Genomic DNA, 14302 nt, shown 5'->3' with positions numbered 1-14302 from the left:
AGCATAGACTAAATGCGGCAATTTATATATAGTGTAGGCAGGTATGGATTATCATTTTATCGTCCCCAAAGACAAGCCGGAGAAAAGAAGGTACGATTTAAAGATTGTATCTTTTACAAAAAAGTTACTCCCCGTCTTTTTGCTGGCAGCAATATTGCCAGCCTTCATTTTCTTTATAACAACTCCACCAAACTTAAGATTTTCACCACAGGCTCAATCGGATGCCGAACTCAGATTGTGGTTCGAACCCGGGAATGTGGTTGTTAGTCGCGGTAACGAAGTTGATTTGAAAGTAATAGCTATGTTTGAAAGTGATTCGCTTATAATTCCATCTATAGCGATAAATATTGCGTCAAATGGGATAATTACAAAAAATCAAACAATTGATTATCAACGCCCGTTTAAGGGACAAGTGGAACTAGGTGTGGTTACGGTTTTGGCTGAAGAAAGTGGAAATATAAGCGTAGAAATCCCCCTAGAAGACATACAAATCACGGCATTTGATAAACCGTTGCAAATATTTTCAAGTCCAGCACAAATAGTCGTAAAATAACTTTAATCTGCCATGTTTGCCCGTTTCAAATATAAAAAATGCAATAAACACACCTGTGGCTACGGGTTTACGCTTATTGAAATGCTCATCGCCGTTTCCATAATTGGAGTGCTGATTGTACCACTCGTAACTACTTATAGGGATTCACGAAACAACCAAGCGCTTAATGCGTCTGCAGAAGCACTGGCGGATCATATTAGAAATGCACACGTGTTTGCTCGAGAAGCAAATCAAAAGTCTAATTGGGGAATAATAAACGATACGTATGTGAAATATAATGTAGTTTCCGGTAACGCTGATTCGTATACCAAGGAATCAGCATTCAGTCTCGATCCCGGAATTACTTTCGACCATAATTTTACCATCTGGTTTGAGAAGGGGACGGGAGAAACGATAAATGCCGCAAGTATAACGCTTGTAAACTCAAAGAAAAAGAAAATTACTCTTGAAATATTTAAAACAGGCGTAGTTGAAGTATCCAATATTGAGAGTTTGGAATAAAAATACTATTTAGGTTACGTAACACGTTATAACAACAATGAAAGATAACAATATAAAGGGTTTTCTGATTATCGAGACTTTGATTGCAATCGTGATTTTTTCATTAGTAGGTTTGTCACTTTATGCCTCCATCGGGATGCTTGAGGTTAAAACACAGAAAAGCAAATATGACTCGGGGGCAAGTTTGCTTGTTCAAGAAGGTGTCGAAATAGCACACAACGCCATTATTGGAGATTGGGATGGATATTCGGATGGCTTGTATCATCCGGCATACGATGAGGACGAAGATAGTTGGATTCTCGTGACTGGGGAAGAGAACAATTTACAGGCCAGATTTACACGTAGTATAAAACTAATAAGTGTATGCAGACATGTGGACACGGGAGCAAGAATTGAAGATTATGAGCTTAATAATATCTGCAGTGGTGAAATAGACGTAAACAGCCGAATCATTGAAACCAGTGTCAAGTGGATTGAATCAGGAAACGAAAAAGCGGTTACCGCCAGACTATTAAGCTATCGAGTTCCCGAAAAATGATATGAAATCAAGAATTCCTTTTACTCATAAACAACACTCGCATTTTGAAGGTATAACTCTGATTGAAGTGCTAATTGGAGTGGTCGTTTCAACTGCAATATTTATTGTTGCCTCAAACCTGATTGTCTCTCTTTTTGGTATTAGCACTAAACAAAAAAAGCTTGAAACGCTTGAACAAAGTAAAAACGATGTACAGCTGGAGATAGGCAACAGTGTAAAATGGGCTAACGAAAACGTTACATTTACAGGAGGAGTTCTTGGTGTTGATGCTGTGCAGTATCGAGTGATTGACGGACGTTTGTATAAGGGTGATGATCCTCTGACAAGCAAAGATGTGATTGTTGAGAATTTCCAAGTAACAAAATATTCATCGTCGCTTGATCCTGTTGAGCTCGAAGCAGGAATAGGACTGACTGGAAACTACTTTGACAACGAGAACTTTACCGGTTATAAAATTACGCGAATTGATCCGGATATAGATTTTGATTGGAGTTTTGATACACCAAGCCCTGAGATAGACGACGGGTCGTATTCGATTCGTTGGACCGGGCAACTTGAAACACGGAATAGGGGAAATTATCGCTTTAGATTGAATTCTAATGACGGGTCGCGATTGACTATTGACGATAAAATAGTGATAAACAAATGGAAAGACGGAAAGTCTCAAGCGCAAGGAAATATCTTGCTCGACAAAAATACAAGATACAATATCGTTGTTGAATACTACAAAGTAGCCGGTAGAGCGGAAATCAAGCTAGATTGGGCACACACGGATTTTGTTTATGAAGTGATTCCTTCTACTAATTTATATCCGACATCGCTGATGTCAAGTATTCAGGTGAGTATGGATTTGTCACACAGACTGTCTCCCGATGTACGTGAAACACTTACGCTTATCGTATCGCCACGCTCTGGGGGAGTAATTGGTTTAATACAACCTATCTTGCCGTCTCCGACAATTAGCCCAACTTCCGTTCCGTCCATAGAACCTTCTACGACGCCCGATACTCCGACCCCAATCACGCAGACCGTTACACCCAATCCGTCGCCAACATTTGGACCATCCCCAACACGAAGGCCAACGCCTACGTGGTATCCGTCTGCGACGCCTAGACCAACAAATACACCAAGACCGACAAGTACGCCTAGACCAACAAATACACCAACACCAACGCCTAAACCATTAAGATGAAATCGATAAGTCGTAAAAATATAAATCAATCCGGTGCAGTCATACTCTTGTATGTATTAATCATTGCCATTATCGCAGCACTTCTACTTGCGGTTGCACAATCAAGATTGTTGTTGGCACTTAGAAGAACCAAATCTGCTTCGGACAGTCTTGTTTCAACCTATCAAGCCGAGAGTATCGCAAATGATTACTTGGCAAGGTTTATCGGAGGCTATCTAGATAAAGATGATATGCCTTTTAACGAAAGTTTTGAAATAGGATCATCAAGAATTGTTGCATCGGGGAATCAACTTGAAAATGTACAAACTTTTTTAGTTACTTCGGAATTGGGCTATTCGGCAAGTAAGGTAAGAGCCGAACGAACAATATATTCATTGGGCAATGTTGAAAAGATAGACATCATATTATCGCTTGACTGTACCGGTAGCATGGATGCCGGCGCAAGTTGCCCAAACTGCTTTACCCGTCCGACGAGATTTGATGCACAAAAAGAAGCGGCTATAAATTTTGTTAACAACATAAAAGATTTGGAAAATTCCAACAAATTTAACATAGGGATAAATGTTTTTGGGATAGATGCCAAGTGGCTGGTATCGAGTAGGGGTGATGTTTCGCCGGATGCCGGATACACCTTTGATGAAATCATTAGCGCCTTAAACGACGGGTTCGGATCAACAAGACAAGAAAGTCCTGCGTGTCAGTCGGTTATGGACTCAACCAGTGTCGGATCCGCATATGACATGTCGCATAAATATTTCGCCGACGACAATACGGGAACAAAACAGATTGAAATTGTAATTACTGATGGCATACCCAACTCTAGAGTGCCCAGTTCCGGGTGTCCTCTTAGTGTGTTTTGTCCAGCTTTTCCTATTGATACGATAAATAATAACTACTGTGATACTAATGAGTATGGTTGGCAGTGTTATCTGTACGAGCAGTACAAGGATGGACCGTGGGACGCTACAAATTTCAATGCAGTCGCTTACAGTATTTGTGAGCCGTTGGGGAAGGATTATCTGAAATGTGCACTTGCTGACAAAGAAACGTACATACCCGGACTAGGAATATACGGACAGAGGAAACCAGAAACAGACGCTTACTCTGTAACAATTTTCAACAATCCACCCAAAGATGTGATTAATATATTTAGAAATTATTCAACCAACTATTTCAATGCCTCACAAGCTGACCAGTTACCGTCGATATTATCTGAAGTGTTGGAAGATATTGTTTCAGAGCGGTCGATTGTGACACTACACCGAGAAATTCCCGAGTAGTGTCACCCGACCACGTAATAACCGTTACTTCTTTTTTGATCTGACAGCTATCTTTCTTGCCTTTTGCGATTCCTCTTTCGGAATGCTTATTTTAACTATGCCATGCTCGACCTCGGCATCGGCCTTGTCCCATTGTCCACCCGAAAGTGCAACGGTGTAATAGTATTGATAGCTGGATGATTTATATTCATCTTCATCTTTAACTTCTTGAGATTGAGCTTTGATAGTAAGAATTCCATCCTCGATGGAAACCTCAACGTTGTTGTCTGGTACACCAGCCACAACAGCTTCAATCAACAGATTTCCTTTTGTTTCTTTAACCCTTAGCCCTCTTTGAAGCGCAGAATAATCCTCAACATCTTCGGAAAGACTAGGTAGACTGAATAATCCTCTAAAAGGATCTTTGTATACTAAGTTCGTCAAAAGAATCACCTCCTTACTTATAATTGGCACTCAATTGAAAAGAGTGCCAATCTAGTATAAATAAGATTATTTTTCATGTCAACCCCGAAGAATATTGAATCCTTGATGCCTAACTTTGAACGTGCTAAACTTCTCTACGTTGTTAGATAAAAGTGTTTGTAAATAAAGATTGTGAATAAAACAAAAAAACTACTTGTTCCAATACTTGCGTTACTAGCTCTTTTGGTGATCGTACTTTTTTTGGTTGGTTTTTTCAAGCCTAAGGGAGCGGGACTTCTTATACAAACAACTCCACTTGCCTCTGTTTATATAGATGGAAAACAGGTTGGAAGGACTCCATATAATGCCATTTATGAGCCCGGCGAGAAAGTAATTAAGCTTGTCCCCGACTCTTTTGAATTACCACTGACTCCATATGAAACGATGGTTAATCTAACTTCGGGTGTGGAAACCGTAATTACACGGGAATTCAAAGATTTAGAGGATACTTCTTCGGGTGAGATTGTATCGTTTGAACGCGTGGGAAAAACCGAGACCAGCCTGGCTGTCTTGTCTCAACCCGACGGCGCGCAGGTTAAAATTGACGGTGTGATAAGAGGATTTGCACCTTTTAAAACGACGGATGTGTCTCAGGGAGAATATACCTTAAGTTTGACGGCACCCGGTTTTAGTGATCGGTCAATTAAAATCAAAACATATGAAGGCTACATGCTTACAGTTATTGTTAAGCTGGCAAAATCTGACCAAATTGTGATAGAGGAAGACAAAGATGAACTGGAAATAAAAACGCAAACCGAGATTGAAATTCTTTCCACCCCCACAAACTTTTTGCGAGTAAGAAGTGATGCCTCAAGTGGCAGTGAAGAAATAGGAAAGGTAATTCCGGGGGAGACATATGTATTACTTGAGGAAAGTGAAGACGGTGAATGGCATAAAATTAGTTATGAAGAAGGTAAAGATGGGTGGGTATCAACAACTTATACAAAAATTCTTGACAGTGATTCCAAAGAAGATGAGGCGAATTTAACTCCGCAGCCAACAAGTGCAAATTAGGTGATTAGTGCAGTGGAAGAATAGTAAATGACCCAAACAACTAGTGAAATCCAGATGACGATAGACAAAACGAGCGGTTTGTCTTTCAGTAATACTAATTCCGGAGCCTCCGATTTACCGGCAAAAATAAGACTTTGATATCTCATAATTGCAAAGATTACAACGGGAATTGTAATCATCATGAGTTTGCTTATTGTTGTTGTTCTTGATATCTCTGCTAAAAACAACCACACAGGCATAGGCGCTTCGGGAGATTCAAAAAATGTAAAAAGTGCCCAAGACATCCAGGCTGCGTTCCCAAACATCGTAACGTAAGAATTCAATAATTCACGTTTGTATTTAGACAGGCTATTCCTGGTTACTATTTTGGTTGTATTTAATATGTTTAATTCAGATCTTCTTTTTCCGGAGGCTAAAAATAGTGCTACGGAAATTACACACAACAAAAACCATACAGACAGATGAGCATCGACGGCAATCGCCCCAGCGTAGACTCTGATGATGAAACCAAGCGCAATTACCAGTATGTCAATCGTAGGCCAATTTTTGAGGATTAAGCTGTAAAAAAATTGCAGGAGAAAATATGAAATTACAGCAGTTGTAAAGAGTGGATTTACAAAATTGACAGCAACATTGATGGATAGGAGAACAAAGAACAACATTTCCAGAAGTGCAATATTCACCGGAATTGTACCCGCAGCAAGTGGCCTATTTTTTTTAATTGGGTGAAGTTTGTCGTGTTTTATGTCGCGAAAATCGTTAAAAATGTACGTTGCACTTGCCGCAAAATTAAACGAAACGAAACCCCAAAATGCGGTTGCAAACAAAACCGGATTAAATAGTCCTCCTGAGAAAATTAGCGCTGCGAACAAAGAGAAGTTTTTAATCCAGTGTAGGGGTCTTGCAACCTTTATGCTACCGATAATTAGTTTAATTAATGATAGATTTTTAGATTTCATGTTAGTAAGTGCGACCTTGCATGTATTTAATACCTATTCATATTATCCGTTTTTTCTGTTTACCAACAGAGACGTTTATATTAATGTTGACAAATTGACTCAACTTATCACCCAACACTACAGCTAGTTATTAACATTTTTCGGCTTATGGGTGAGAAAGAGCAGGAGACCGCCGGTAAATATTGTTATACCTATTATTGTATACAACTTATGTGAAGCGTTCAAATTTAATGCCAATGCGCCCAAGAGACATGTTGTTGCCCAGTAAAAATATACAACCTGTTTTTGAGATAAACCTGAATCGAGTAATTTGTGATGGAGATGACCTCTATCGCCCCAAAACGGTGACTTTCCTGATGCGATACGCCTAAAAATCGTATAGAGGGTATCTACAATCGGTATTCCCAGGACAATTAAAAGTGTACCCACCTTGGCAGTTGAAAGAATAGATAGTACAGCAAGTAAGTAGCCCGCCAGAGTCGAGCCCGCGAAACCGGGCATTATTTTTTGGGGAAAAAAATTCCATGGTAGAAATCCTAAGTATGCACCCGTTGTTATCACTGCAAGTATCATTACGGGCCATTCGGTAATATCCGCGGTAAATTTAGTCGAAAGCAAGACAATGGTCGTTGCGGCAATAGCGGTTACACCGGGTAGTTGACCTTGTATGCCCTTTGCGCCCATGTTTAGAATGTTCATCATGAAGACAATCCAAAACAAAGCAAAAATGTCAGAGAGGATCCATATGCTTCTTTCTTCCCCCATAAGAAAAAATTCAAATCTGGGATACGACAGATCGATAAGACCACCCAGAGGTGACGTTGCAAAAGCGATTCCAATTCCCGATGCAATTGGAATAAGTGCTGCAAGAGTCATTGCAATTAAGCGCAATAGTGGATGTATGTTATATTTATCATCCAGTATTCCAAGAACAACAATAATGAGCGCACCAATAGCGATAGCGACGATATGTTTGTCTAAGGGTAGGAAAAACACGATTCCGGCTAATACACCTATAAATGTTGCGAGTCCTCCTGCTCTGGGAATTGGCCTTTTGTGTAATACCTTGGGATGTTTGTTAACTTTTGGATCGTCAATCAGATTAAACCTTGTGGCAAATTTGATCACCCACGGTGTAGATAAATAAGATGTCATGAAAGAAACAATGAGCGGTAGAATGATTAACGATATAAGTGTCATCTAATTAAAAACTTCCGATAAGTAGTGTGATTTTCAGGGTTGCGATGGTTGATAACAATGAAATTGCAAGACTAGAAAATATTAATACCATCTTGATAAATTTATCGTTAGAAAAATAAGCAATTGTCGAATTCAAGACAAGTATGGCCAGAGAAAACAGACTTGGGACAATGAGTGCGGAAGATGAAGCGATCTGATCTTCGCTTTCCGGCAGACCAAAAAAGAGTGGTATTTCGGGTGGAAGATATTGTGTGAGTAAAAATGTCGACAGTATTGAAAGAGCAATAAGGAGAAGGGATACAAACAGTATTTTTGGATATATCAAGTTCTTTTCAATTTGTTTGTGAAGTCTGTTTGTTCCCGCAAAGGTGTTGTTAAGTGTTAGGGGAATATTGTTGTGTATTTTTACTTTTCTCTTGACTCTCATTGGTTGGTAAATTACCTTTCTTTGAATGATTTTACTCTGTTGGCGGCTTAAAATCCAAGATAATCTACGACAACTAACCGGGGCAAAAGGATATATGTATTATTATTAACTTCTAGATAGTGTTGGGAATTTCCGGTGATTCTAGTCAATGATATAATTTTCGCGCAGTGGGGTGTTTAGCAATCTCCAAATTTGCGCTCCATCGATTAATGTTTCTGTGCCGTATTTAGATTTGATTAACCCGACCAAATCGGGAAACTCTTGGGAATTGGGTAAGATCACAATAAATTTAGGAAGGTCAGCATTTAAAGCTTGAATAGTATCTTCTTGTGTCGAAAAGTCATTTATATGATAGTCAACAACGTATTTAAAGGGGGGGAATCTATTTGTGATTGCATAAATAGCCGCATTATCACCCCACACAAAAATTTTATCGTCTTTTGTCGTGTTATCTATCACAAACCTGGCAACTTTATAATCAACATTAACATTATTTCCAAAAGCAGATCTATATTGGTCTAAAGTAATTTTCCCGGAGACAAAATCAAGATATCTTACATAGTAAGGAGCAGAAGGATAATACCAAAACTTGTAATATACCGGTATTGCAAAAAAGACTAAAAGAGGAATAATAACCAGGGTTTGTTCGATTTTTTTATTAGTAAATAGTATTCCGATCATAATTGACACAACGGGGATGGATTGAATTAAATAGTGAGGATATGGTCGTTCAGATAAAGTGACGGCAAACATCGTTAGAAGTAACCATGTTGTTAAGAAAATGAATTGTTTACTAAGCTTTTTTCTTGCCAAAAACAAAACACCCAGACCAGAAAGAAGCGTAAGTCCGCGAAAAATTAACGGTCCGTTGCGTGTTAGAAATGGCTCTCTGGTGTCATCCGGCCTAAACGACGAGAGATAGCCGAAGTTTTGACCAAAAGCAGCGATGAAGTATTCGGACAACGCACCTCGGAAATAGTAATACACAAAAGTTACAAGAATTGGTACGGCAAATCCCACTGCAAGCAAAACAGTTTTTTTAATAGTGATAAGTATGTCCTTCGAAGAAAAGTTTTGCGTGATTATCCAAAAAAGAACTATTGCTGGCATATCAAAAGCGGCAGGGATTTTGAAAAGGGCACCAATCGAAAAAGCAAGTCCTGCGACCAGAGGAGCTCCGCTAATTTGATTTTTCCTTAGAAGAATAAGAAAACCGACCATTGTTGGGCCAATCATGAACATTTCTGAATTGGCAATATTTCCTTCAAGTAAAGGAAGCGTTGTCAGTAGTGCAAACACACAGGTTGACACTTTTTGCAGATTGATTTTTTTGGGGTAAAGAACTCGAACTAGTTTCCAGAATACAAAAACTGTCATCAAGTGCCAAATAGCCAGTATCGCTCGGAACCAGAATAAATTACCTGCAATTGCTGCCGTGAGATAGAGGAGTGGTGGTTTGTTGTCGTGAATACTTTTATAAAGCACCATTCCTTTTTTTATGGCGTTCCCTAGTGCCAGATATATCATTTCGTCTCCGTAGTAGTATGGCTCAAACAATGAAGGTATTCTTAAAACCAATACACCGACAAGCAGACAAAAAAGCCAGATTGGAATGTGAAGTTTTTTAATAGTATTAATCGTCTTCATTTAATCTTGTTGTATTTAAACGATACCATATAAACTTCAATCCGTTAATATCTTTATATTCTTGCAAGACATAATTTTCTAAAACAATTTCTTCTGGCGGTAAATCAGTCAACACCCCAACGGTTTTTGTATTTTGGGGTATTGCTTTTACCGTGTCACTTACATCGACGAGGGAAGTTGTATAGAGATTTGGTGCATTGGTTGTGCCGGGTAAGTATATTGGAGCATTGAGTTTATAATATTTTGTTTCCCATAGACGGTTTGAGTCAGAAAACCAGCTTACGACAAAATCTCCATTGTCTTTTGCCGACGTGACAAAAGGAGTAATTTCTCTGAATGGTGCTTTATGAGGGTGTTTGAAATAATAAAAATCCATAACCAACCACAAGCCTACCAGTGTTACAATTAATATACTTGTGTACTTTCTTCGCTTTGATGCCAAGATCAACATTGCATATGGAATTGTGTAGATAACCATATTTCTTTCCGTAATCGAGATATTCCGAGCTATTAACCACGACAGTAATATAGGACCCAAAAAACACAACATCAAAAATACGGTATTTTTGATCGATTTGTGCCAACACCTTGCTATTAAGATAAAAACTACAAACACTAATGCAATTTTGTATATTGGATAATTTACTACTGCAATACTAGCGGGATTGGTTGTTATTTCGGGAATAAGATAGCTGTCGATTAATAATTTTATATCTTCAACACTTGTGGAAAGTAGTAAGTCTTTGCCTTTATGCAAATGAATATACATCAAGTATGACCACGGCAAGTACAACAAGATAACAACGATATATGCTTTTAGCAACCGTTTGACGGCATTTTTTTTACCTTGAAAAAATATAACGATCAGCCATGGTATCTCGATAAATAACAAAAATATGGCGGAATGGTGGGTGTACAAGGCACAGATTGTAGTAAGAATATATCCCGGGAACGCGAATTTTCTTTCTTCCAGCGGTTTCATGAGCTTAAAATAAAAATATAGTGATGCAGTGGTCAAAAAAGAAAGCAGAGAAAACATTCTGCCTTCAAAAGCAAAAATGAACATCATTGGATTAGAAAAAACAAGCAACACGGCAAACAGTCCTGTCTTGCCGGAATACATAAGCTTGCCGATTTTATATGTAAAAACTGTCGTTAAAACAAAAAAAGCAAAAGATATGCTTCTTATATATATCTCATCTTTCCCCAAAGTGGTAAAAAGAATCCACTCGATGATATTCCATAGGGGAGGAAATAAATCCTTCATTGTCACCCTGACAACATCGGGGAGTCGTTGCAATGAAACTAGTGCACTAAATGCTTCCGGATTATTTAAACTAGACGTAAATTGGCTATTGGAAAGGAAGTCTGCAGGCATAACCAAAGTTTAACATATCTTTGTTGTCCAAAATGAAAGGGGACAAAGTATGTGATGTTTGAGTTTTATTACCACGTCCTCGGTATGTATATTTGAATTTACAACACGTGCGACTATGTGGTGATATTTATATAGAATAAACCAATATCTGATTATATAGAAAGGAGCCGGTTATACTTTTTCCGTAACTTTGTATTCAATGTATTTCCCCAACATAAGTCGCGTATGTGCATCCAAGCCGGGTAGTGCAGAAAAGAAAAACCCCACAACCGGCATTAAGAAAAACTCCAATGGTTGAACAATGGCTCGCCAAACAGGGTAACGTGATGGTCTTTCTGGACGATATATTCTATCTAAGATAAGCATTATAAACAGAAAACCCAGAGCTGCGGTCAGAATAACCGATGATATTTCCGGAACGGTATGAGCAAGAGTTGTTCTTCCGAAACGGGCATTTAAAAGTACTGGTATTTGAAGTCCAATCGTAATTGCAAACCAATGAACCGGCCAAAAAAAATGTGACTGAATTACATACCAAACACGCATTGTTTTTTCCCAGAAAGGAACATTTGGAGTAAGAAAATAAGCCTTAATTATCCACGGATCATCTGATACCCCCCATGCCCAGCGTTTCTTTTGTTCGTATTGATTTTTTATAGTTTTCCAGGTTGTTGAAGACTGTGCGGCGTCTGCATAAACCGGTAAGTAATTGGCTTCAACTTCGACACCACCTTGTTTTTTGAAATACGACTTGAAAAATATACCCCAATCTTCAGGTATTTTATCCGCGTCCCAGTAATCAACTTCGTGCAACAATTTATACGACAATGAGTAGTTAGATACATTTATTAATCTATCTTTTCTGGGTAATTGCGATAAATTAAATATTGATCCTAAGATGTTTGTAGTTCTTGTGATTGCCGGTAGTTCCCAAATATTGTTGTAAAAAAGGACTGCCGGTTGCCAAAACCTCATATATCTGTCTTTGTTGGCAAGATAAAGATATGTAAGTGATGCGAAATGATTTTTGTGAAAAGTGTGATCTGCGTCGCAACTGGTGACTGTATAATTTTTAATATCTTTTTTGTATTTATCTATGTAATTTGCCTTAAACCACTTTGCTGCGTATTTTTCGTTTGACGACTTTCCGATAATCTCACCCGGTACTAATTCGTGAACCGTTGCAATGAAATTGTCAAACACACCCTCAAATTTCTTAGTTAAAGCGGCAATTTTTATGTTTCTTTCCTTCTCGTCCTCCTTTTTTTCCATGGCAAGTATAAGAACGATTTGCTTTTTGGGTAGCGTTTGGTTGGCAACCGAAGATATAGTACGTTCGAGAATGTAAAGCGGTTCCTTGTAAGTTGGAATAATTATCACATGTTTTATTTTTTGCCAATCTTTGAATCTTGCATTTAAATCCTTGATCCAGTCGTTTTGCATCGACGCTTGTATTCTGAGATGGGAAATAATTCCGGTTGTTGCGATTTGGAAAGACTGGTAAAACCAATAAACGGTATAACCCAATATGTAATAAGCAACGACTTTTGGAATTATAAATATACCCCAGTAGGGGAAAAGAATCAGATTCCAAGAAACAAGTCCGGGAAGTACCTCGAGAAATCTCTGCACCTTTTTTTCATGGTTAATAATAAATGTTTTAAACATCCTTTTAATTATATTATAAATAAAAATCAGAAAAGAAAATTAAAGCCTTGGGAAAAGGGGATTAGACAATTTAATACTATCGCTGGTAAACTGCTTTTTAATTTTGTCAGCAGTTTCGGGCATAAATGGATATAAATCATACGTTATCTGTAATATTATGCCAACAAGATAGCTTAAGGCTTTATTTTTCTCTTCACCCGTTAACTCCCACACTTTGTTGTCGTTAATCCACATATCGGTTTTTTTAATGCTGTCCCAGATTGTTTTAATAGCCATATCGAAACGATAAGATGTCAAATGATTAACTATCAGTGGACTAAATTTTAAGTCGTTGTGAGAATTTGCGACCACTCCTTGTGTTTCACACATTTTACTTACTCTTGACACCAGATTGCCCAAACCGTTTGCGAGGTCAGCCTGGTATGTCAGCTCAAAGCTTTCTTTGGTAAAATCGCTGTCTTCGAAAGGATTAATTTTTGAAACAAGATAATATCTTACCGCATCTGTTCCATAAGTATCGACATATTCGAAGGGGTTAATAACATTTCCTAAGCTTTTGCTCATCTTTTGCCCACCGGATGTAATGAATCCGTGAATTATGATTTGCTTGGTTGGCGGTAAACCTGCAGCAAGAAGCATTGCCTGCCACATAGAGGATTGTTGTCTTAAATTGTCTTTTCCGGCAATTTGAATCGCATTTGGGTTAGCGATAGAACCCCAATAATCGTTGAATTTTGACGTGTTCTCCGGCCACCCAAGAGCGGAGATGTAATTCGTCAGCGCATCAAACCATACGTACATTACGTGCTTGTTGTCATCGGGAACCTCAATTCCCCACGGCATTTTTTCCTTTTGTCTGGAGATACTAAAGTCGTTTAGTCCGCTTTTAACGAAGTTTATGATTTCTGTATACCTGTGTTTTGGTACGACGAAATTTTCATTTGCTTGATATAAGTCGAGTAGCTTGAGTTGGAGTTTGGAAAATTTAAAAAAATAATTCTCCTCTTCAATATATTGAATTTCGTAAGTGGGGTGCAGTGGACATTTGCCGTCTTGCAAGTCAGAATCTTGTTTTTCGAGTTCACAGCCGATACAGTATTTCGTTTTATATATCCCTTTTTCGATGTAACCGTTATCGCGACATCTGATCCATATTTCTTGAGCTGCTTTTTTGTGATGTGCGTCGGTTGTGCGTATGAAATTATTGTAACTTAGATTTAACGCTATTTTTAAATCATCGAATTTTGCAGCAAATTCATCAACATAATCTTGCGGAGGTTTTCCCGACGCCACCGCCTTCTGGTATATTTTTTGTCCGTGTTCGTCGGTACCGAAATTAAAAAAAACAGTGTTACCAAGTCTTTCGTTGTACCTGGCAAGTATATCTGCTTGGATTATCTCAAGCGCGAAACCCATGTGCGGTAAGGCATTTACATAGGGTAGGGTTGTTGTAATGTAATAATTTTTGTTCATAAATGTGATA

Annotated in this window: 14 protein-coding genes; 6 read left to right on the top strand and 8 right to left on the bottom strand. The window is 38.4% G+C overall.

Annotated features, from left to right (window positions below):
* Positions 1-43: 43 nt before the first annotated feature.
* The 5 genes from IPM62_00255 to IPM62_00235 are packed head-to-tail and all read left to right on the top strand — an operon-like array spanning position 44 to position 4064.
* On the top strand, positions 44-553 hold the full coding sequence (locus IPM62_00255; protein ID QQS39039.1) for a hypothetical protein: 510 nt from the start codon (positions 44-46) through the stop codon (positions 551-553).
* A gap of 12 nt (positions 554-565) precedes the next feature.
* Positions 566-1054 (top strand): prepilin-type N-terminal cleavage/methylation domain-containing protein, encoded by a 489-nt coding sequence (locus IPM62_00250; GenBank protein ID QQS39038.1) that lies wholly within the window; start codon positions 566-568, stop codon positions 1052-1054.
* A 37-nt stretch (positions 1055-1091) separates the two neighbouring features.
* A complete protein-coding gene (locus tag IPM62_00245; protein QQS39037.1) occupies positions 1092-1592 on the top strand; it encodes a prepilin-type N-terminal cleavage/methylation domain-containing protein in 501 nt (166 codons plus the stop codon).
* Position 1593: 1 nt separating this feature from the next.
* The gene (locus IPM62_00240; GenBank protein QQS39036.1) at positions 1594-2784 is read left to right on the top strand and encodes a hypothetical protein; all 1191 of its coding nucleotides are present in this window, start codon (positions 1594-1596) and stop codon (positions 2782-2784) included.
* Positions 2781-4064, top strand: coding sequence for a VWA domain-containing protein (locus tag IPM62_00235; GenBank protein ID QQS39035.1), 1284 nt, complete (start codon positions 2781-2783; stop codon positions 4062-4064). Before IPM62_00240 ends, IPM62_00235 begins: the two co-directional genes overlap by 4 nt.
* A gap of 24 nt (positions 4065-4088) precedes the next feature.
* On the opposite strand, the gene IPM62_00230 is transcribed toward IPM62_00235, so the two are convergent.
* Positions 4089-4487 carry an Hsp20/alpha crystallin family protein gene (locus IPM62_00230; protein ID QQS39034.1) on the bottom strand — a complete coding sequence of 133 codons (399 nt, stop codon included), beginning with the start codon at positions 4485-4487 and terminating at the stop codon, positions 4089-4091.
* A 171-nt stretch (positions 4488-4658) separates the two neighbouring features.
* Here IPM62_00230 and IPM62_00225 point away from each other — a divergent pair, with 171 nt between their 5' ends.
* Positions 4659-5540, top strand: coding sequence for a PEGA domain-containing protein (locus tag IPM62_00225; GenBank protein QQS39033.1), 882 nt, complete (start codon positions 4659-4661; stop codon positions 5538-5540).
* Here the strand turns inward: IPM62_00225 and IPM62_00220 are convergent.
* The 7 genes from IPM62_00220 to IPM62_00190 form a co-directional block, all read right to left on the bottom strand.
* Positions 5537-6499 (bottom strand): UbiA prenyltransferase family protein, encoded by a 963-nt coding sequence (locus tag IPM62_00220; protein ID QQS39032.1) that lies wholly within the window; start codon positions 6497-6499, stop codon positions 5537-5539. The two genes, IPM62_00225 and IPM62_00220, sit on opposite strands and share 4 nt — an antisense overlap.
* Positions 6500-6622: 123 nt before the next feature.
* Entirely contained in the window at positions 6623-7699 is a 1077-nt protein-coding gene (locus tag IPM62_00215) for an undecaprenyl/decaprenyl-phosphate alpha-N-acetylglucosaminyl 1-phosphate transferase (protein ID QQS39031.1), read from the bottom strand.
* A 4-nt stretch (positions 7700-7703) separates the two neighbouring features.
* On the bottom strand, positions 7704-8126 hold the full coding sequence (locus IPM62_00210; protein QQS39030.1) for a hypothetical protein: 423 nt from the start codon (positions 8124-8126) through the stop codon (positions 7704-7706).
* 141 nt (positions 8127-8267) lie between these two features.
* Entirely contained in the window at positions 8268-9773 is a 1506-nt protein-coding gene (locus IPM62_00205) for a hypothetical protein (GenBank protein ID QQS39029.1), read from the bottom strand.
* Entirely contained in the window at positions 9760-11151 is a 1392-nt protein-coding gene (locus tag IPM62_00200) for a glycosyltransferase family 39 protein (GenBank protein QQS39028.1), read from the bottom strand. Before IPM62_00200 ends, IPM62_00205 begins: the two co-directional genes overlap by 14 nt.
* 171 nt (positions 11152-11322) lie before the next feature.
* Positions 11323-12819 (bottom strand): glycosyltransferase family 2 protein, encoded by a 1497-nt coding sequence (locus tag IPM62_00195; protein ID QQS39027.1) that lies wholly within the window; start codon positions 12817-12819, stop codon positions 11323-11325.
* Positions 12820-12858: 39 nt separating this feature from the next.
* Positions 12859-14292 carry a methionine--tRNA ligase gene (locus IPM62_00190; protein ID QQS39026.1) on the bottom strand — a complete coding sequence of 478 codons (1434 nt, stop codon included), beginning with the start codon at positions 14290-14292 and terminating at the stop codon, positions 12859-12861.
* Positions 14293-14302: the final 10 nt, after the last annotated feature.

This window comes from Candidatus Woesebacteria bacterium (assembly GCA_016700095.1).
Taxonomy (GTDB): domain Bacteria; phylum Patescibacteriota; class Microgenomatia; order UBA8517; family UBA8517.
Note: the sequence above shows the minus strand (reverse complement) of the source record. Positions and strands in the feature narration are given on the sequence as shown.

Coding starts and splice junctions, on each gene's coding strand:
- IPM62_00255 (QQS39039.1), top strand. CDS start 44: ATGGATTATCATTTTATCGTCCCCAAAGACAAGCCGGAGAAAAGAAGG.
- IPM62_00250 (QQS39038.1), top strand. CDS start 566: ATGTTTGCCCGTTTCAAATATAAAAAATGCAATAAACACACCTGTGGC.
- IPM62_00245 (QQS39037.1), top strand. CDS start 1,092: ATGAAAGATAACAATATAAAGGGTTTTCTGATTATCGAGACTTTGATT.
- IPM62_00240 (QQS39036.1), top strand. CDS start 1,594: ATGAAATCAAGAATTCCTTTTACTCATAAACAACACTCGCATTTTGAA.
- IPM62_00235 (QQS39035.1), top strand. CDS start 2,781: ATGAAATCGATAAGTCGTAAAAATATAAATCAATCCGGTGCAGTCATA.
- IPM62_00220 (QQS39032.1), bottom strand. CDS start 6,499: ATGAAATCTAAAAATCTATCATTAATTAAACTAATTATCGGTAGCATA.
- IPM62_00215 (QQS39031.1), bottom strand. CDS start 7,699: ATGACACTTATATCGTTAATCATTCTACCGCTCATTGTTTCTTTCATG.
- IPM62_00210 (QQS39030.1), bottom strand. CDS start 8,126: ATGAGAGTCAAGAGAAAAGTAAAAATACACAACAATATTCCCCTAACA.
- IPM62_00205 (QQS39029.1), bottom strand. CDS start 9,773: ATGAAGACGATTAATACTATTAAAAAACTTCACATTCCAATCTGGCTT.
- IPM62_00200 (QQS39028.1), bottom strand. CDS start 11,151: ATGCCTGCAGACTTCCTTTCCAATAGCCAATTTACGTCTAGTTTAAAT.
- IPM62_00195 (QQS39027.1), bottom strand. CDS start 12,819: ATGTTTAAAACATTTATTATTAACCATGAAAAAAAGGTGCAGAGATTT.
- IPM62_00190 (QQS39026.1), bottom strand. CDS start 14,292: ATGAACAAAAATTATTACATTACAACAACCCTACCCTATGTAAATGCC.